We start from the raw sequence: 19765 nt of genomic DNA on the forward strand, positions 1-19765 counted from the left end.
TGAAAAACGCCTTCACCTCTCAAAAATTATGACAAACTAGGTTCCTACCTAAAACCAAAGCGATAAGAAAAATGCACGTCCTCCTTCCAATTGAAAGGTATGACGTGCATTTTTTTATTTACATGATAGGCTAGCAAATGAGCCAGTTTTTAAAGACCCTTATTTCCCAAGATGTTCCGCTTGATACATGTTTTCCGCATCTTTTTGGGCTTGGAGCAATCCTTCTGCGATTGATTTCCGACCATAGAGGATTTCGGAAACTTGGGCATAAAGCATTTGACTGTACAAACCAATGCTATCCACTTGAGGGGTAAAGACCGCTCGTTTAAATTGTTTAGCCATGGCAAGTTGTGGTTTCTCTTAAAATTCGCTACTTTCATAAACGGCTTTCGAGGCCGGTGCTTGACCAGAGTTTGACCAATTCATGGATTTCTGACTGACGTACTCCAAAAACGCCTTTACTCCTGCTTGTTTATCAGAATCGGTGAGTGTTGCTGGGATTGCGAATTGATGTGATTTACAGGTAACAGCTTGTTTTTCATGATAAAACTGTGGAATTTCGGCCATTCCCCAATCTAAATCAGCATTTTCAAATGTTGGGGCGCTCCATGGACCGTTGAAAATCATTGCCACATTCCCTCGCAAAAAATTTCCGACTGTATCGTAATCATCTTTTGGTGTGATTTGATATTTGTGTATCAAATCCATTTCAAATTGCAACACATCTTGCATTTCAGAAGTATTGAAGTTTGGGTAATTTTGATTATCAAAAAAACTCGATCCATGTTGTTCCACCATTGATTCTAACAAAAATTCATTAATAAAATCTGTTGACATCACAAAACCATAGTTATCCCCATGTGTTGTTTTTTGAGCAGCTTCCAAAAAACTTGTCATATCGGTGGGTGGATTTTCTGGATCCAGTCCTGCTTCAGCAAAGAGGGCTTTATTGTAATACATTACTGGTCCGTGAATATCCAATGGTACGGTATAATGGACCCCTTCAAATTCTCCTGCCTTCCAAGCTGTTTCGCTGTATGAGTCCTCCACAAGCAAATATGACTGACCTAAATCAGAAATCGGTGCTAGAATTCCTCGTTTAGCATAGGTTGCTAATTTATCCGAATGCATCACCATCACATCTGGCATCCCAACCATATTATTGGCAACCGTCAGATCCATTTTTTTATAGTAATCACTTGTAATAAATTGTGCATCCAGTTCATATCGATCCTGACTCGTATTAAATCCATGAACAATTTTTTGCATTGCTTCAGAATCAGCGCCCCCCATCGATGCCCAATAAGTAATGGTAATTTTCCCCTCTTTTACTAATGCATCTGATTTCGTACAAGCACTCATGCTCATTATTCCAATCAAAATCAGGATTGCTGAAAACAGTTTTTTCAAATTACTCGCCTCCTTATTTAATCCCCGTGTGGGTGATTGCTTTGACTAATTGCTTCTGCGCAACAATAAAGACAATTAGCATAGGGATCGATGATAACAATGATAGAGCCATTAATCGTCCATAACTGACAGATAATGAACCAGACATCATATTGGCCACACCGACTGTAATTGTTTTTAACTGATTCCGATTGATAGTCACTAAGGGCCACAGAAAATCATTGTAAAGTCCGATAAACGTCGTCACAGCTAACGTCACTACCATCGGCTTGACGTTGGGTAAGACAACATGCCAAAAGATTTGCCATTTATTGGCCCCATCCAAAACAGCCGACTCCTCAATAGCCGCAGGAAAACTCCGAAGAAATTGATAAAGTAAAAAGACACCAGTTGTACTAGCTGTCACCGGTAGGATCATAACAGCGTATGTGTTCAGCAATCCTAAATTGGCAAAATTTAGAAACTGTGGTAGTAACGTAATCACTCCTGGTATCAACATACTCACCATAATCAACAGGATAATCACGCGTTTAAAGGGAACATTTAAGCGAGCCAGTCCATAAGCTGCCATTGAGTCAATCAGAACCACTGCCGTTGTTCCGACGGTTGAAACAATCAGTGTATTTTTAAGCCAGCCAACTACATCAACTTCATAATTATCTGGTGAAAAAAGATAAGCAAAATTCTCAAAAGTAAATTGGTCCGGCCAAAAATTGATGCCTCCACGTAAGGCCTCAGCATCTGTCTTAAAAGCCGTTAAAACAATCCAGATCGTAGGAACTAAGAAGAACAATGCGATCACTCCAGCAAAAATTGTCGCTAAAACCCTTCGTCTTGAAGAATATGTCATGGTTAATGCCCCTTTCTACGCGAAATCATAAACTGAACAAGAATAAAACATCCGATAATTAATCCCAAGACAACTGCCATAGCTGAAGCTGATCCTAATTGGTGACGAATAAAAGCTTCATCCAAAATTGACATCATGGTAACTTTTGTAGACGTCCCTGGTCCTCCAGCAGTTAATAGTAATGGTTGTCCGTACAGATTAAATGCTCCAATCGTAGAAGTAATCACTACATAAAGCATGATTGGTTGAATTGATGGTAAGGTAATGTGTCGAAATTTTTTCCATGTAGACGCACCATCAATCTCTGCTGCTTCGAATAGTTCGCTGGAAATATTATTTAACGCATTAATAAAGAGCAACATATTGAAGCCAATGCCCCACCAAAGAGAGGTAACAATAATCATCGTCCACGCCCCACCTGGTGTTGCATTCCAAGCGACAGGATTTAAACCAATTGCCGCTAGCAGAGCATTTAAGAGACCAGCCCCCGGATTGAATATCAAGGCCCACGCGGCACCAATCACCGATAAAGAAAGGACATATGGGAAAAAGAATATCGTTCGAAAAAGACCAGTTAGCTTCGGAATGACAGCATTGACTAATATTGCTAAACCTAACGAAGTAATCGTAAACAACGGTACTGCAATAACAGCGTAAAGCATGGTATGTCCTAAAGTACTAAAGAAGACTTCATAAGTGTAACTCCCCTTTGTAAACAGTTGAAGATAGTTTTTCAATCCTACAAAAACCGGATTCTCATCTAGTAAGTTCCACTGGAATAAACTGATATAGATACCGTAACCAATTGGAATTAACAAAAATGCAGTGAATGCCAACAAGAAAGGCAAGACAAAAAGGAAAGAACCCCATCTATCAACTACTTTTCGTTTACTTTTTAGCTTATGTTTTTTCATGGTGAGCGTTGTCTCCATTTTCCTACCTCCTAGCTTCGGCTATCTATTGTGGGAAATTCTGCTATACGTAATTTGGCTCCACCGTATGGTACCAAGGTGATTTCTTGGGCCTCACCCACCTCGACTTGATAGGGTGGTGTTCCCGCCGAGTGGTTTTCCACTTGCCAATTCTGTGCTTTCCAGCCCGTGGTTCTCACCTCAATTGGGGAATGTCGGCTATCAAAAACTTGCTGACTGGTTATCCCATTAGTCACCACTTGGTAGGCGGCATTGACCGATAAAGCAATGCGCCAATCTGACTGAGGAGTCACTTGCCAATCAAAGAAGGGGGCGGTGCCTTTCACGACTTGCCACTTTTCTTCAATAGGCAGGGCAAATAACAACGGTCCATAGCTGATGCCAATTGCTTTTTGGGCGCGGCTTTCCTGTTGGACATGACTCGCAAAAGAAAGTTGGTACTGCTCATAGCCGGCTGCCTGTCCGATAATCAAGTAACCATTTTGAATGTTGACTTCAACGGATTGTTCATTCTTAAGTAACGTGACAGTGTCGACCCATGTAGGGATTCGAATTTTCAAGATAGTTGACACCTGACTAGCAACTTTGAGAAGCGCCTGATGTTGAAATGGATAATGGCTAGCTACCGTCACTTTCACCTCACCATTATCGACCACACAGGGGCTAATACTCTGACAGACTAGCCCTTCTTGATCTTGCATCCAAAGGCTACTGACAAACTTTGGCCAACCTTGATGCATATTCGCCGTACAACAACCAAAGTGCGGCTCTAAACCAAATAAGTTGGCATCATCACCATTTTCTGTCCAATTTCTTTTGCTATGGTCACAGCAAATTTGATTCACTTGTTGATCATATTGATGAGCGAGCCAGTCACGACTGATGGCAGCAGGTAAGGCATTAAAGGCTGCTCTTTCCAATCGGTCACCAAAAGTGGTATCCCCAAATATTGCCAACAACGTTTCCATAGAATACATATATTCCACGATTGAACACAGTTCCGTCCCTTGGCTAGGATGGGTGCCTGCGAGCCATTCATCCCCGGAAACCATACCGTGGAGCTGTCCATGATAAACCATCAATTGTTTAAGGGCCTGATCTAACAACTCCCGCTGTTGGGAATCTCCTGACAAACGATAATCCAACCCGTAATACTTCAGAGCCATAGCCACATTGACCACATGACTTTCATGACTAAATTCTGTCACATACCGTCTAAAAGGATAATCCTGGTAGAGCCCCGCCCAGTCGAAGGCTTGCTCCTGCAATAAAGTGATAACCTCAATTAAGAAGGCAGCTCCTGTTTGTTGATACAACCATTGCCACACCAGAATATTTTCGCCGGCACGGTATTTCCCCCACTCAGCTAAAGGGCGTTTGGGTAAATGCTGCAACTGATACTCGGCATAGCGTAATAAAAAGGGTATCACCCGTTCGTCACCGGTGGCTTCTTGGTATTGCATCAAGACCTTCGTGACAATCATCCGACTCCACCAATCCCGATCCTTCGTGGGGCCAAACCAGCCCTCAGCATCTTGACTGCTTAATATCCAGTCAAGCCATTTTTGTGCTTTTTTGATTAGGGTGTGATCATCAAGTAAGTAGGCTAACGGGACGAGACCATCCAAATAATACGGTCCTCGCTCCCAACCTTCCCCCTCACCGCCAAGCCAAGCACTGTCGCTACCGACATCTTCCCAGTGTTCCTCCAATTGACCAGTCATCCCGTTAGCTTGGATCAATAACTGATCTTTCAACCATCCTGCCGGTTTAATTGCTCCTAAGGGTAGTTTTTCAAATTGACCCTTCAAAGTTACTTTGCTGATTGTTTCCACGTTATTCCTCCTCTTAAAACGTATGCGCTTTCTTTACTGCTTTCATTTTAGATTTTTTTCGAGTATAATCAATCCACCAAAGCAACCAAAATTTGTACTTTTTAAGACAGGAGTTTCTGATGAATTACTTCCACTTTAAGCTGCCACCTTTCCCTTACTTTGAAGAATCCAACAAAGATACTTATTTGCCTGGTGATACTCATATTGACCGGCAAAATTTCGAATTTTTTGATTTTATTTTTGTTACGAAAGGTTGTTTGTACCTGACAGAAGAAACGAATAGCTTTGCGGTTAAAGCCAACCAAGGATTAATCCTGCAACCCTACCTCCACCATTACAGCCAGCAACCAGTGGATCAACTTACCGATTTTTATTGGGTTCATTTTCAAACCACTGGTATCTGGGAGACAACCACTACGCAAGAACGTCTTCATCCCAAGGAGCTGATTTTGCCCCAATTTTTTACCCTTACCCATGCAGATGTCTTAGTGCAACATTTTGAAAAATTATATGAACTTTACAAAGTAGTCAGTGATGAACAGCTCTTAGAAAGAGAAGCCCTGTTGCTACAGCTCTTTAAAGTATTGATGACAAATCTTTCTAGTGATTTTTCTCCAGCTATTCGCGACCTTGCCAAAGAGGCCGCCATTTTGATCAATGAAGGCTATACCGAGCCTCTCGAAATCCAAGAAATTGCCGATCGCTTGCGTTTCCATCCCACCTATGTTTCTCGTTGTATGAAGAAAGTTTATGGCGTTTCAGCGAAGCAATACCTACAAGAATTACGGATGAATCATGCCCAATCCCTCTTGAAAAATACCAATCAAGGAATTGAAGAAATCGCCTATGCTTCGGGATTTAATAGCCTAGCCTTCTTCTCAAAAAGTTTTACCAAAAAATATGGTCTCGCCCCTAGCGCTTTTCGGAATCATTACCGAAAATAAATAGATTATCCGAAATCCTGTGTTCAAAACTGGTTTTCGAAAAAAATAGCACGGGCAACAACTTGATTTTTCAATCAACAATTGTTGCCCGTGCTTATTTTTATTTTATGAAATACTTTTCTTCAAAATCAGTCAGCCATGGGAAATCAGGTCAGCTTCTTACACCCGATTAACCGGCCATTCTGGGTTGCCCCCGGAAAGTACGCGATGGATTTCTTGAGCGGCATGAAGCGCCATCCGGTCCATGGTTTCCACGGTGTTAGACGCGATATGAGGCGTCAACAAGACGTTTTCCATGCTGTAAAACGGATGGTCCAACGGCAATGGTTCTTGGGAATAGACGTCCAAGGCCGCACCAGCGATATCGCCGTTTTCTAAAGCAGCGATCAAAGCAGGTTCATCTACCAGACTACCGCGGGCGACATTGATTAGTGAGGCACTGTTTTTCATTTTCTTGAATTCCCCAGCGCCAAATGAGCCTTCTGTTTCAGCTGTAGCAGGCAGGTGCAAGGAAACAAAGTCAGCTTTTGCCAAGAGTTCGTCACGGGAAACCAACTGGCCGTATTCACACGCTTTGATAAAAGGGTCATGGACTAAAACATCGACATCCAACGCTCCCATTTTCCGCGCAAATTCCCGACCGATTTTGCCGTAGCCCACGAGGCCGACTGTTTTGCCAGCGAGGTCCATGCCTTTGTTGTGATTCTTGTAGAAGAAATCCCCTTGGCGCATGTGATCCACGTCAGATTGGATGCGTTTGGCCAAATTTAATAACAAAGTCAAGGTGGTTTCAGCCACGGAGCTTGCGTTAGCCATCGGGGTGATGGTCACCCAAACGCCAGCTTCTGTCGCACTGGCTACATCCACATTGTCAAAGCCAACGCCATGGCGGGAAATGACTTTCAAGTTTGGCAGTTGCTGGATGATTTCTTTTGTAAAGGGCATCAGTCGCAGCAAGACCCCTTCTGCTCCTTGGGCTTCTTCCACGACGGTGCCAGCATCGGTGCTGGTGCCCATCACGATTTCATAGCCGCGGTCTTGCAAGTAAGTTTTGCCGACTTCTGCGATATCTTGGGGAATGTAAACTTTTTTTGCCATCGATAGTTCCTCCAGTTTGCTCTCTCCCGATTTTAACATGGACTGTCGCCACCGGGTATTTTTTCGTCAAAAGGGCCGCCAAGGGAAGTCCCTTTAGCGGCAGATAAGTTTAAAAGATTGGTTTAGAAGAAAGTTTTGAAGACTGAGACAATCGCCAAAATGGTGGTTGCTGCCAAGACAATGTTTTCAAAGAGGTTGTTGCGGTTTTCTCCCATGAATTTCTTACTGTTGGTGACATACAAGACACCACAAGCGATGGCTGGCACGATAACCACATTCAAGGAGTTGACAAACAAGGTCATGTAAACTTGACCTGGCATAGCTGGCAAGGACCAGATGAAGGCCGTTGCCATCAAACCGATGACTACGATTGGATAAATTTTATCATATTGGAATTTTTCGTAGCGCCCTTTCCGGCTAGGCATCAATTCGTTCAAGTTGGCGATGGCTAATTTGCCAAAACCGATAGCAGAACTTGCTGCCGCGGAGAACAAGGCACCGAACACGCCCAAGTAGAAGATTTTCGCACCAACGACGCCTAAGTAAAGTTCCAAAGCAGTACCGATGTCTTGCAAGGAGTTCACTTCGATACCATTGGGACGCAAGATATCCGCCCCGACGATCCAAACACAAAGCACCAAAATAGCCCCAGCTACCACAGAAAACAGCAAGCTCTTGGTTTGCCCTTTCATGTCTTCAGGGTTGCGGACGCCCCCTTCTGACAAGTTGATGCCGTGGAATAAGTTTGCCAAGGAACCAGCAGTGGCTCCGACTAAACCTAAGACTACCAACATGACATCATATGTCCCGCTAGATTCTGGCAATTGGAACAAGAAAGTGCCCCGAACGATTTCGGCTGGATCCGGTTGGCAATAAATGGCCAATGCGATGAAGACTGCCACCAATACTGCCAAGAAAATTTTGAAGATGGATTCTAGTTTGGCAAAGACACTGCGACCTAATAATAACACGATAATAACAGCTAAAATACCTGACCACATCGTCGCTGGGCCAAAACCTAAGAACCATCCTAAAGATTGTCCCGCCCCTTTTAAGATATACCCAATCGTCAAGTTCCCCATCACTAAAGCCGCGATGCCTAAGAAGATTGGATAAATTTTACTGATACTTGCAAAAGCTTCCACCATCGAGCCACCTTTGATATTCATCAATTCAAAGCGCGTCATGGTATTTACAATCACAAAACGGATCAAAAATGAGATGACCAAAATCCACATCAAGGCATAGCCGTATGTCGAGCCTGATACGGCCGAACTGATGATGTCCCCGGCCCCTAGCCAAGAAAAGACGGTAATCACGGCTGGTCCAATGGTTTTCAAGAAATCTTTGACTTTGTGGCCCCCTGCTTTTTGACCGCTAACTGGGCTTTCAGGAGTCGCTTGTACATTTTTTTCCACGGTGTTTCCTCCGTTCAACTAATTTCAAATTTGGTTTTCATTGTGAAATTTTATACAAATGAAACTAAAATTTTAAGCTGGTTCCACCAATCTCACCCTTTAGATAAAAGCGGTTACAAGTTGTTCACTAGTGCTGGCGAAACCCGCAAAGCTTGCGAGGACGGAAGAGTTGTTGGGAGCCCGTCCTCGTTTGCCTGCATATCAATTAGCCTTGCAACTTCATGTTATTCATCAGTTCATAGAAGTTGGCAATCGCTGAATGATCTTTCTTTTCTAAGCCGTGTGCTTTCAAAGATTGCATGATGTCCATCGCCAAAGAGCTAAATGGCGTCGCAACGTTGACCGCTTGCGAAGTTTCCAAGACGTTTTGCATGTCTTTAATGTGCAACTCGATGCGGAAGCCTGGTTCGAAATCACCAGAGAAGATTTTGTTGGATTTTTGATCCATGACAGTACTGCCCGCCAACCCGCTGCGGATTGCTTGGTAGACGGCTTCAGGATCGACATTTGCTTTTTTCGCCAAGGAGTAGGCTTCTGAAATCGCGGCGATGTTGATAGCGACGATCATTTGGTTAGCCAATTTGGTGATGTTACCAGCGCCGACTTCCCCGACACGAGTCACAGTCGAAGCCATGGTGTTCAACAATTCTTCGTAACGATTGAAGACTTCTTGGTTCCCACCTAACATGACAGCAATCGTACCATCGATGGCTTTAGGTTCGCCACCAGAAACCGGTGCATCCAAGAACGTCACCTCTTGTTTGGCCAAACGTTCAGCAAAGGCTTGGCTGGCTTTTGGTGCGATGGAACTCATGTCGATGACTGTCGCCCCGGGACGCAAGCCTTCTGCAATCCCATTTTCGGCAAATAAGGCCGCTTCGACGTTTGGTGAGTTTGGCAACATGGTGATGACCACATCGGCTTCTTGGGCGGCCGCTTTTCCGCTGTCAGCTGCCTTCGCGCCGTGAGCCACCAAATCGTCAATCGCTTCTTGATTAAAGTCAAAAACCGTCACTTCATAGCCTGCTTTGACGACATTTTTTGCCATGGGACGTCCCATAATTCCTAAACCTACAAATCCAACTTTCATTATTCATTCACCTTTCTCATATCATTAATGCACGGGCTGCTGTTTCTCCCGCGTTGATCACGTTGATTTTGACATGGTCCATGGCCTCTGCTAAGGTCATGGGCCGATTGACTGCCCCCAGCACCAAATCAATGCCAGCTTCATAAAGCGGTGCCAACTCATCCGCTGCGCCGCCGACGATGGCAATCACCGGCAAATCATAGCGCTTCGCCATTTTGGCAATGCCAATCGGGGCTTTGCCGTTGATACTCTGAGCATCCATAAAGCCTTCGCCGGTAATGACGGCATCGGCGGTAGCCATCTGCTTCTCGACTTGTAGCAGCTCGAGGATTTTGTCGATACCTTGGTAAAAGTCCGCCTGACAAAAAGCCATCAAAGCCGTCCCTACCCCACCGGCAGCGCCAGCACCGGCTCTGGCACCGATATCTTCCCCGACTAAGTCAGAAATCCGCTGGCGATACTGTTGCATCCAACCATCGACTTCTGCCATCCGGTTTTCCGGTAAGCCTTTTTGCCCACCGTAAATGCGGATTGCGCCATTGTCTCCTGTCAAAGGATTGGCCACGTCTGACAGCATGTGAAAAGCTGTCTGGGACACCCGAGGATCCAGCCGGGAAATATCAATCGTAGCCAACTCTGCCAAGCCGGCTGCCCCCGGAGCGATTTCTTGTCCGTGGGTATCTTTGAAAGAGACTCCCAACGCTTGGGCCATCCCCACGCCACCATCATTGGTAGCACTGCCACCGATGCCGACATAGATTTCCTTGGCCCCTTGATCCAGGGCCGCCACGATCAATTGCCCTAAGCCGTAGCTGGAAGCTTGCAACGCATTGGCTTCCGTTTGCTCAATCAAGGTAATCCCGCTAGCTTTGGCCATTTCAATAAAGGCGATTTGCTGTTCGGTGATCCCAAAGGAGGCCTTGGTGGGTTCACCGAGGGGATTGTTGACTTCGACTGTCAGACACCGCCCGTTTAAAGCCAGCATCAAGGCCGCAATCGTCCCCTCGCCACCATCAGCAATCGGTATTTTCGTCACTTGAATGTCTGGTTGCACCCGGTGAATCCCGCTTTCCAACCACTCTGCCAATTCCAAGCTGGTGGCACTACCTTTGAAGGAATCCATGGCAATCACAATTTTTTTTGGTTCCATGATGTCCCTCCTCTACTTATAAAAAGCCGCCTGCTTTCATCTCGTTTTTCATCTTTTCCAAAATAACTCCGGTGGTGGCTTCCGTCGGTAAAATCGAAGCCCCCATGTCCAAGCCCATCAAGTTGGCCATATCTTTGGTGGCTGCCGGGAAACTGGCGGCATCTTGGGATAACCGAATCGGATTCAATTTGAATTGATTCTCCAAGGCCCCTTTAAGATCCCCCGCGACAAATTTGTCGTAAATGCCTGCCACCAACTCGGTGTACATATTAGCGGTGGAACAAACACTCCCCACTGCTCCCACTGCCAAGGCTGGATAGACAATCGTATCTTTACCGGCCATCACCCGGAAGTCCACGTCTTGGTTTTGGCGGATGACTTCACTTAAGTAAGTCACGTCACCGCTGGAATCCTTCATCCCCACGATATTGGCCACATCATGAGCCAAACGACGAACGACTGGCAAACTCATGGTGTAACCAGCTCGTCCAGGATTGTTATAAAGTAGGACCATGGTTTCTGGTACGGCTTCCGCAATCTTCCGGAAGTGGTGGTACAAGGCTTCGTCAGTGGGTTTGATAAACATCGGTTGCAAAATGGAAATCCCAGCTACTGGCAGTTCCGCCGCTTTTTTCGCTAGCGCCACACTGTGACTGGTGCGAATCTTGCCCATTCCGAAGAAGACCGGCACCCGACCATTGGCTTCCTCGCAAATGATGCGAGTGGCTTGCAACATTTCCTCGTCTTCAAACATGTAAAACTCGCTGTTACTACCAAAAGCTAAAATGCCGTGAACACCGTGATCAATCACGTGGTTGACGATTTTTCGCAAACGGGCTTCATCGATTTTTTCCTCGGCATCCACCGGGGTAATCAAGGGCACGATAATCCCTTTGATCTTCTCTATCTCAAACTTCATTCCGTCATTTCCTCTCTCCATCTAGGACTTCACGAGCTAGCCACACCGTCGCGACCGGCTCCTGACAGCCTAGCTTGTTAACGCACCAAAGATGGCCGTTTTGGATCAAACTCCCAGCCAGGGATCAAGTACTGCATGGCGATAGCATCGTTTCTGGCACCGAGGCCTTTTTCCAAATACAAAGCATGAGCCGCGGCTAATTTTTCCCGATCCAATTCCAAGCCTAGCCCTGGAACATCTTTAGGAACGGCAATCGCTCCGTCATGGATTTCTGGTGAGTGTTTGGTCAAGCCTTGGCCATCTTGCCAAATCCAGTGGGTATCGGCAGCATTGACTTCACCTGGCGCTGCGGCACAAGTGTGGGCCACCATTGCCAAGGAAATATCGAAGTGATTGTTGGAATGGACGCCCCATGTGTAGTCGAAATCGTGACACATTTGCGCCACCCGCACGCTACCTTGCATCGTCCAAAAATGCGGATCCGCCAACGGAATCGTCACACTATCCAAACGAATGGAAGCTTTCATCTCCCGCCAGTCGGTTGCCACCATATTGGTTGCTGTCGGACAACCAGTCAGGCGTCGGAATTCTGCCATCGTTTCCCGACCGGAAAAGACGCCTTCCGCCCCACATGGATCTTCCACGTAAGCTACAATATCTTTTAAGTCTTTGGCATATTCCAATGCGTCTTTCAACAACCAGCCGCCATTGGGATCCAAGGTGATGCGGGCATTTGGAAAGGCTTCTTTCAAGGCCCGTACTGCTTTGACTTCTTCTGGTCCCGGTAACACGCCGCCTTTTAGTTTGAAATCTTCAAAGCCATAACGCTCATGGGCCGCTTTCGCCAAAGCTACAATCGCTTCTGGCGTCATCGCCTCTTCCCGGCGCAAACGTCCCCACGCATCGGAGTCATCATCATGTTCCAAATAAGGCAAGTCGGTTTTGTTTTTATCCGCCACATAGAACAAATAGCCTAAGAACTTCACGGATTCCCGTACTTGACCATCCCCTAAAAGAGCCGCCACAGGGACGTTTAAGTGCTGACCTAACAAGTCCAACAAAGGTGCTTCCACTGCGGTCATCACGTGCACCGTCGTCCGCAAGTCAAAGGTTTGGGCTCCCCGACCGCCTTCATCTAGCTGACTGTATTTGTCTTGAATGTCTTTTACAATGTTTTTATATTCGCCAACCGGTCGGCCCACGACTAACTCTTGAACCGCTTCCAAAGTTGTTCTAATTTTTTCGCCTCCAGGAACTTCCCCTAACCCGGTGCGTCCTTGATCATCAGTTAAAATCACGATATTCCGTGTAAAGTAAGGACCATGGGCACCACTGAGATTCATCAGCATGCTGTCATAGCCGGCTACTGGTACGACTTCCATTTTTACAATTTTGGGAACCATCTTGCTACCTCCACTTTCTTGATGGCTTGATTATATCTTCACAAAGACAGCAGGGCTATATTACCAACACCAAAGATTTTTCGAAAAACCCCCTTTTAAATGTTACAGCGAACAACTATCAAAGGGCAAAGTAAATCAAAGCCTTGATAGAGCAAGGGATTTCTTCCTAATCAGAAAATTTGCAAGGTTTCTGGAACATGAAAGAGATTTTTTGCGTAATAAAAAAACAGAGCAGCCTTGCTTCCGGAGAATCCCTCGGGTGGTAGTGGGACCGGTAAATGCCAACTAAAGAACAGTTGTCATTTACCTTGCCGAAGTCAAACTTGTTGTAAGTCCAACAAAAAACGTTGGACACAACAAGTAATTCCTCGGACATCCTTAGTACTACTACCCGAGGAATTCTCCTCCAGCAAGTCCCCCCTGTTTTATCGATAATCGATTTATTCCCTTTGCTTCGTAAATCCAGCAAATTATTTTCTTGTAGGGTAGTACTGTGAAAAAGGTGAGATTTAGCGGAGTAGAATTGGATTGACAGTAGCTCCAAAGACTGAGATGAAAGTACTTAGAGTTAGTGGCACTTGTGACACTTACTCTAAGTTTGAAGCTCAGAGGAAAATGACAAATTGCTTTGTATTTGGCATTTTCCGGTCTAGCTACCGTCAACCCAATTCCTACGGAGCTAAATTTCACCTTTTTCGGGCATCATAATGACGGCATGATATATCATTTAATTCCTAAAACATCAGCCTTTTTGAAACTTAATTTTTACAAGTTCTTTATCTAAAAAAAGCTTTTCGCCAAAAAGCTTAAGCACTTTTCGGGGAAAAGCTGGATATTTTATGTTCTTCATCAGCATTCGAAGTCTGCTATTTTTGCCAATTTCCTTTACCTGATAGAACCGATTTACTATCACGAATAGATACATTATAATAAAGTATATCCAAAAAGGAGATGTGATGACTGTGAGCCATGTAGATACTGATAAAAAATATAAGGTGCGAAAATCAGGAAATAGTGATGTCACCACCATTCCCCTCGAAGTCAAAGAGAAGCTAAATTTGAAAACTGGCGAATCGATTCGTTATCTTTTTGAAACAGATGGCTCTGTAAAAATTGTCAAAGCGGAAGATGAAGTTGATGTGGATGCCATTGTCGACTCCGTGATGGCGCAATACGAGAAAGCTATCAAGGATTTAGTTGACTTATGAGATATTTGACAGTAAAGGACATCGTAAAAATCAACACCAAACTAATTACAACCGTTTCTTCAGGGGAGCTAATCGGGATCAAGGACGCAGCCGCCTTGGATATGGCGGTAAATCAACCGCAACAAGAGGTTTTTGGTGAAGCCTTATACCCAACAATCCATGATAAAGCTGCGATTTTAGCTATCAATCTAGCGAAAAGGCACCCCTTTCAAAACGGCAATAAGCGCACCGCCCTCGTGGCGATGCTCACCTTATTTATGATGAATGGGTATACCACGAAATTTACACAAGAAGAAGCCGTCCAGTTCATTTTAAACATCACAACTAGCCAGCAAGCATTTGATGAAATGAAGGAAGCCGTGGCAAATGATCTAAAAACATCGGGAAAAGTAGAAAAAATACGTTAGGAAAGCTTTTTAGACGCTTCCTGAAGAGGGGCAAGCCTTAAAGGTCAAGCGGTCCTTGTTACCGTCAACCCAATTCTTGCGGGGCTAAATTTCACCTTTTTCGTAACATCACTATGATAGCGTGAGACATTAGCCTGTATAGCGCATAAATTTTATAAGCCGTCATCTATCCAAAAAACGTCCAAAGACCACTCTGAAATGGTCTTTGGACGTTTCTTTAGCTACTTTCCTATACATACTGGCTAGGCGCCTTAGTTTTCTGGCGCCACTGCCTGTTCTTCTCGAAACTTGCGACACAAGTCTTGGATTTCGCTGTAGATTTCGGCAACTTCGTCAAGATCTCGCGCATTGGCCCCCGAAGCTAATGGGTGGCCGCCGCCGTGGTGTCGTTTGGCGATTTCATTGATCACTGGGCCTTTTGAACGTAGGCGTACGCGGTAGTAGCCTTCTGGTTGCCAGACAAAGAGGGCCCAAGCCAAAATGCTATCCACCGTGCCTGGTAACGGCACTAAAGCGGCTGTTTCCGAATCCACGACGCCATATTTTTCCAGTAATTCCTGTGGCAAAATCACTTGGCCTGCGCCATTGTCATCGGCTTCGATATGCTGGTAGACGTAGCCAGACAGCTGAGCAACTTTCAAGGAAATCTGTTGCAGCTGACGATTGAGCAACGCCGCGTCAAAACCGTATTCCAATAGCCGTCCGGAAACCGCCAACGTATGAGCGGTGGTCGCCGGATACAAGAAGCGACCGGTGTCCCCCACGATGCCGGCATACAGCAGACGGGCGGCCGCTTGATTGACTACCAGTTCTTCTGGAAAAGAAAAGGCAAAATCCGCGATCATCTCACTACAGCTGGAGGCTTTGGTATTGACCCACACCAAATCGCCATAGGGTTCGTCATTGGGATGGTGATCGATTTTCACCAGTCGTTCCCCAAATTCAAAACGCTGATCGCTAATCCGGGGAGAATTGGCGGTATCGGTGACAATCACCAAGGCGCCTTGGTACAGATGATCAGCTACCTCATCCATTTCTGCCAAATAATCCAGCCCTTCCACGGGGCCGCCGACTTGGTAAATCTCTTTTGTGGGAAAACTGGCCCGCAAAACTTCGGCTAATCCCACTTGGGAACCAAGGGCATCGGGATCTGGTCGCATGTGGCGATGGATGATGATGCGATCGTAGTCTTTGATGGCTTGTAAAATTTCTTGTCGAATACTGCTCATTAGATGTTCCTCATTTCAAATTTTCTCGTGCAACTTAGGGGCGTTCCAAAACTTGGCAGACCACGATGGCTTTGGCCACCAACGTATTTTCGATGTAAATCTCGATGTCCAACTTTGCCGAACGCCGGCCTAATTCCAAAATCCGCGGGCGAATCACCAACTGGCTTTCCAGCTGAATCAAGCGGAAATAATGCAAATTGATCTGTTCAATCCAGGTGTTGCGGCGTTGATTGAAATACAACGTGCGTTTGACGGCATTGGCCACCACTTCATTCAGCACCCCCATGGAAATCGTGCCGACTTCATTGACCATCTGAGGCGAGACGGTAAAAAGAAACTCCGGCATCTCTTTTTTCTTGCCGTCGCCATCGTGATCGATCAGCTGAATCTCACCGGTAATCTGGTCGCTGATGGTATCTGACATCTGGGTTTGCCGCTGCACCAGCTGCATCGCCTTCATGACATCTTGCCGAGAAACCAAGCCCACCAAACTCAAATCATCGGAAACCACCGGCATCACTTCCAAGCCATCCCAGATCATCTGGTGACTGACGGAGGCGACACTCATTTCCCGTTTGACAAAATTCGGGTCTTTGGTCATGACTTTTTCGATGGTCAGCTTATCGGATTTTTCCAAGATATCTTTAGCGGTGACGATTCCCACGAGGCGCATGCTGCGATTCACCACCGGAAAGCGGGAATGACTGCTGCGGTCAGCGAGTTTTTTGTAATCTTTCACCGTGTCTTGGCTGTTTAAGTACAAGGTCTTTTCCAACGGCACATAAATATCAGACACCAACATGATGTCTTTTTTAATCAGCTGGTCAGATAACGCCCGGTTGATCATCGTCGCCACGGTAAAGGTATCATAGGTGGTACTCATCACCGGCATCGCTACCTTGTCTGCCAGGCGGGCAATTTCCGCCGATGTCCCGAAACCACCGGTAATCAAGACGGCCGCCCCATGTTCCAAGGCCAAGCGATGGACTTCTTCCCGGTTGCCGACAATCATCAAGGAACCCGGAGTAATATAACGCTCCATGGCCTCTTCTTTCATGGCTCCGATGACAAATTTGTTCAAGACTTTGTTCAGCCCGTCTGCGCCACCTAAGACGTCCCCTTCAATAATTTGGACCACTTCGCCAAAAGTTAGTCGTTCAATATGTTTTTTTAATTTTCGTTCGATACGAATCGTTCCCACCCGCTGAATGGTGGACACCAAGCCGATATTTTCCGCGTCTTTGATGGCCCGGTATGCCGTCCCTTCACTGACGTTTAGCGCTTTGGCGATCCCCCGCACCGAGATCCGGTCGCCGATGGGTAGACTTTCGATATGGTTTAAAATCAGGTCGTGTTTTGTTGCCAACAGAGTCAACTCTTTTCTATAGGTTAATGGCCGTTTGCTTTACTACAGCCGGTTTGAAAGATTATAAAGTCACGGTTTCGCCGGGGTGCATGATTTCTCCCACCGACGCTTCCAACATGCCCACAAACTGTTGCGGATCTTGTTGGATCACTGGGAAGGTATTGTAATGAATCGGCACGACTTTTTTCGCCTGGATACTGGTTGCCGCCACCGCCGCTTCGGCTGGCCCCATGGTAAAATTATCGCCAATCGGCAAGAAGGCCAAATCCACCTCGAAGTACTCGCCGATCAATTCCATATCGCGAAAATAACTCGTATCCCCTGCGTGATAGATGGTTTTGCCTTCGATTTCCAAAATCAAACCAGCTGCTTCCCCCATATAAACCATCTGGCCCGCCACTTCTAGTCCGGTACTATGCAGCGCCGGCACCAGCTTCACTCGTCCAAAAGGAAAGGTAAAGCGACCACCGATATTCATGCCGCGGGTCTTTTTCACCCCTTGAGTTTCTGCATAATGGCAGACTTCCACCATCCCCACCACCGTCGCCTCACAGGCTTTGGCAATCGCCACCATATCCCCGATGTGATCGGAATGGCCGTGGGTAATCAGGATATAATCTGCTTGGACCGCCTCCGCAGGGATATCGGCTAAAGTATTGCCGGTAAAAAACGGATCGATCACAATCCGGCATCCTGTTTCGGTCACAATGGAAACCACCGAGTGACCATGATACGTGATTTTCATTGAAGGAATCCTCCTCTAAGTCTTGGCTTTTTTGACCATCACTTGCCTGAGATAACTAGTCAACGAGACCTTACTGTAACAGTTTCATTATAACAGATAAAACAGGAAAACGGACAGGGAGAATGCTTTGGGGAAGGAAGTCAGTTGTGATAAAAGCGTTGATTCGCTGCCTGCTTTGATCATCAACCTAAAAAATACTCCCAGAAGATGAGAGCCAAGCAGACACATAACAGTGGTAAAATAAGATGAAAGTGTTTAAAAAAAGGGAGTTTTGATATGGTTAAAAAGAAAACAATCACAGCCAGTGTCCTCGTACTACTGGCTATCGCAGCAATCGGTGGCGGCACCTATGCCTACTCGCAGTCCGTCTACCAAGACAAACTAGCCACAGCCACCACGTTAAATAAGGAAAGCCAAAAAAGCTTAGCCAAACTAAGCAAAAAAGCAATCCAACTTTATGCCGATGGGAATCTAAAGCAAGGCTACCTCAGCGCTGGAATCAAAGAAGCAGAGGTGACCAACTTAGAAAAAGCCGTCACAGCCATCAAGGCTAGCAAGTTGAAAACAGCTGACAAGGAGCTACCAGTCAAAAGTAGCACCATCAAGAAAACACAAACTCAGCTGAAAACCGCGCTCCAAAAGATTAAAGCCAAACTAACGACGCAAACCGCCCTCAATCAGTTGTTTGAAAAAACGGTTTTAAAAGGAAAAAAAGTTAACCAAAAAGTAGCCATCAAACAAGAGACCACTGAAAAAGACGTCACAGCGATCCTCGACCAAGTCAAGGAAACCCCGGATGACTGGACCAAAGAAGTCGCAACCCTGGCAAAAGAAGCCCAGCGACAAGTAAAAGCCAGCACCACCGCTTCAGCGAAAGTCACTGCCTTTTATGACAAAAAAGGCAAATTAAAAGACAACGCCACCCGGAAAGCTTATACCGCAGCTGAAAAAGCGGTGAATGCTCTCCTTGAAGGAACTATCAAAAAAGACCTCCTTCAAAAACTTGCCCCAGTCCTAAAACAAATTACCAACACTGAAAAAGCCGAAGCCAAAAAAGCCGAGGTAGCCCAGCAAGCAGCTGAAGCCAAAGCTGAACAAGAGGCCGCCGCTCAAGCCGAAGCGCAGGCTCAACAAGACGCCGCTGCTCAAGCCGAGGCTCAAGCTCAACAAGACGCTGCCGCTCAAGCCGAAGCTCAGGCGCAACAAGACGCTGCTACTCAAGCTGAGGCTCAAGCTCAACAAGACGCTGCCGCTCAGGCCGAAGCTCAAGCCCAACAAGACGCCGCTGCTCAAGCCGAAGCGCAAGCTCAGCGAGACGCCGCCGCTCAAGCTGAGGCCCAGGCCCAACAAGACGCCGCCGACCAAGCGGAAAAACAAGCCCAACAAGATGCAGCTGAAAGCAAACCGGAGGCAAGTAATCCTACTCCAAGTGCACCGTCAGGTAGTGGTGGTAATTACGATCCATTCCCAAATATCGCCGAAGAAGGCGACGGTATCGGCTGGGATCTGGTTCCATAAAATCCTCTCATTTGTTACCCACAGATCGTTAATAAACAGCAGTTCCATTAAATTTTAAAAAAAGAGAGTTTGCAGCTAACAAAAAGCCGCAAACCCTCTTTTTTTCAGTAACTATTCAATAGTTGAAACGCTCTTATCGATTAGGAATAATGATCCCGCTCTCTTTCCCGTTCCCGTTCAATTTGCTTTAAGCGCTGTTCCTGTGAATGGAGGTAGCCATTGGCATTTCGTCCAAACGTGTCG

At 46.0% G+C, this 19765-nt stretch carries 18 protein-coding genes; 4 read left to right on the forward strand and 14 right to left on the reverse strand.

Going from position 1 to position 19765, the window contains the following annotated elements; genetic code table 11:
- Positions 1–159: 159 nt before the first annotated feature.
- The 5 genes from ACO03U_RS03315 to ACO03U_RS03335 are packed head-to-tail and all read right to left on the reverse strand — an operon-like array spanning position 160 to position 5027.
- Positions 160–342: a hypothetical protein gene (locus ACO03U_RS03315; RefSeq protein ID WP_204685568.1), complete on the reverse strand. Its 183-nt coding sequence runs from the start codon at positions 340–342 to the stop codon at positions 160–162.
- Between the two features lie 18 nt (positions 343–360).
- Entirely contained in the window at positions 361–1410 is a 1050-nt protein-coding gene (locus tag ACO03U_RS03320) for an ABC transporter substrate-binding protein (protein ID WP_204685567.1), read from the reverse strand.
- A 13-nt stretch (positions 1411–1423) separates the two neighbouring features.
- Positions 1424–2260 carry a carbohydrate ABC transporter permease gene (locus tag ACO03U_RS03325; RefSeq protein ID WP_204685566.1) on the reverse strand — a complete coding sequence of 279 codons (837 nt, stop codon included), beginning with the start codon at positions 2258–2260 and terminating at the stop codon, positions 1424–1426.
- Positions 2261–2262: 2 nt separating this feature from the next.
- The gene (locus tag ACO03U_RS03330) at positions 2263–3192 is read right to left on the reverse strand and encodes a carbohydrate ABC transporter permease (RefSeq protein ID WP_204685565.1); all 930 of its coding nucleotides are present in this window, start codon (positions 3190–3192) and stop codon (positions 2263–2265) included.
- Positions 3193–3203: 11 nt separating this feature from the next.
- Positions 3204–5027 carry a beta-L-arabinofuranosidase domain-containing protein gene (locus ACO03U_RS03335; RefSeq protein WP_423104394.1) on the reverse strand — a complete coding sequence of 608 codons (1824 nt, stop codon included), beginning with the start codon at positions 5025–5027 and terminating at the stop codon, positions 3204–3206.
- 119 nt (positions 5028–5146) lie between these two features.
- Here ACO03U_RS03335 and ACO03U_RS03340 point away from each other — a divergent pair, with 119 nt between their 5' ends.
- Positions 5147–5971, forward strand: a complete 825-nt coding sequence (locus ACO03U_RS03340; protein WP_204685564.1) for a helix-turn-helix domain-containing protein — start codon at positions 5147–5149, stop codon at positions 5969–5971.
- A gap of 159 nt (positions 5972–6130) precedes the next feature.
- Here the strand turns inward: ACO03U_RS03340 and ACO03U_RS03345 are convergent, their stop codons facing one another.
- From ACO03U_RS03345 to ACO03U_RS03370, 6 genes are all read right to left on the reverse strand, one after another.
- Entirely contained in the window at positions 6131–7069 is a 939-nt protein-coding gene (locus tag ACO03U_RS03345) for a hydroxyacid dehydrogenase (RefSeq protein WP_204685563.1), read from the reverse strand.
- A 122-nt stretch (positions 7070–7191) separates the two neighbouring features.
- On the reverse strand, positions 7192–8487 hold the full coding sequence (locus ACO03U_RS03350) for an Nramp family divalent metal transporter (protein WP_204685561.1): 1296 nt from the start codon (positions 8485–8487) through the stop codon (positions 7192–7194).
- 205 nt (positions 8488–8692) lie between these two features.
- On the reverse strand, positions 8693–9577 hold the full coding sequence (gene garR / locus ACO03U_RS03355) for a 2-hydroxy-3-oxopropionate reductase (RefSeq protein WP_204685559.1): 885 nt from the start codon (positions 9575–9577) through the stop codon (positions 8693–8695).
- Positions 9578–9593: 16 nt separating this feature from the next.
- Positions 9594–10727 (reverse strand): glycerate kinase, encoded by a 1134-nt coding sequence (locus tag ACO03U_RS03360; protein WP_204685552.1) that lies wholly within the window; start codon positions 10725–10727, stop codon positions 9594–9596.
- A gap of 16 nt (positions 10728–10743) precedes the next feature.
- Entirely contained in the window at positions 10744–11646 is a 903-nt protein-coding gene (locus ACO03U_RS03365; protein WP_204685551.1) for a dihydrodipicolinate synthase family protein, read from the reverse strand.
- A 77-nt stretch (positions 11647–11723) separates the two neighbouring features.
- Positions 11724–13049, reverse strand: coding sequence for an enolase C-terminal domain-like protein (locus ACO03U_RS03370; protein WP_161870851.1), 1326 nt, complete (start codon positions 13047–13049; stop codon positions 11724–11726).
- Between the two features lie 962 nt (positions 13050–14011).
- On the opposite strand from ACO03U_RS03370, the gene ACO03U_RS03375 reads away from it, so the two are divergent.
- Positions 14012–14257, forward strand: a complete 246-nt coding sequence (locus ACO03U_RS03375) for an AbrB/MazE/SpoVT family DNA-binding domain-containing protein (RefSeq protein WP_270790018.1) — start codon at positions 14012–14014, stop codon at positions 14255–14257.
- The gene (locus ACO03U_RS03380; protein WP_161870849.1) at positions 14254–14664 is read left to right on the forward strand and encodes a type II toxin-antitoxin system death-on-curing family toxin; all 411 of its coding nucleotides are present in this window, start codon (positions 14254–14256) and stop codon (positions 14662–14664) included. Before ACO03U_RS03375 ends, ACO03U_RS03380 begins: the two co-directional genes overlap by 4 nt.
- 251 nt (positions 14665–14915) lie before the next feature.
- Here ACO03U_RS03380 and ACO03U_RS03385 read toward each other — a convergent pair whose 3' ends face one another.
- From ACO03U_RS03385 to ACO03U_RS03395, 3 genes are all read right to left on the reverse strand, one after another.
- Positions 14916–15893, reverse strand: a complete 978-nt coding sequence (locus tag ACO03U_RS03385) for a DHH family phosphoesterase (protein WP_204685549.1) — start codon at positions 15891–15893, stop codon at positions 14916–14918.
- A gap of 34 nt (positions 15894–15927) precedes the next feature.
- Positions 15928–17259 (reverse strand): DRTGG domain-containing protein, encoded by a 1332-nt coding sequence (locus ACO03U_RS03390; protein ID WP_161870847.1) that lies wholly within the window; start codon positions 17257–17259, stop codon positions 15928–15930.
- 61 nt (positions 17260–17320) lie between these two features.
- On the reverse strand, positions 17321–18004 hold the full coding sequence (locus tag ACO03U_RS03395; protein WP_204685548.1) for a metal-dependent hydrolase: 684 nt from the start codon (positions 18002–18004) through the stop codon (positions 17321–17323).
- Positions 18005–18280: 276 nt separating this feature from the next.
- Between ACO03U_RS03395 and ACO03U_RS03400 the strand changes: the two genes are divergently transcribed.
- Positions 18281–19522: a hypothetical protein gene (locus ACO03U_RS03400; RefSeq protein WP_204685546.1), complete on the forward strand. Its 1242-nt coding sequence runs from the start codon at positions 18281–18283 to the stop codon at positions 19520–19522.
- Positions 19523–19765 lie beyond the last annotated feature (243 nt).

The organism is Enterococcus diestrammenae (assembly GCF_049384045.1).
GTDB classification, from domain to species: domain Bacteria; phylum Bacillota; class Bacilli; order Lactobacillales; family Enterococcaceae; genus Enterococcus_C; species Enterococcus_C diestrammenae.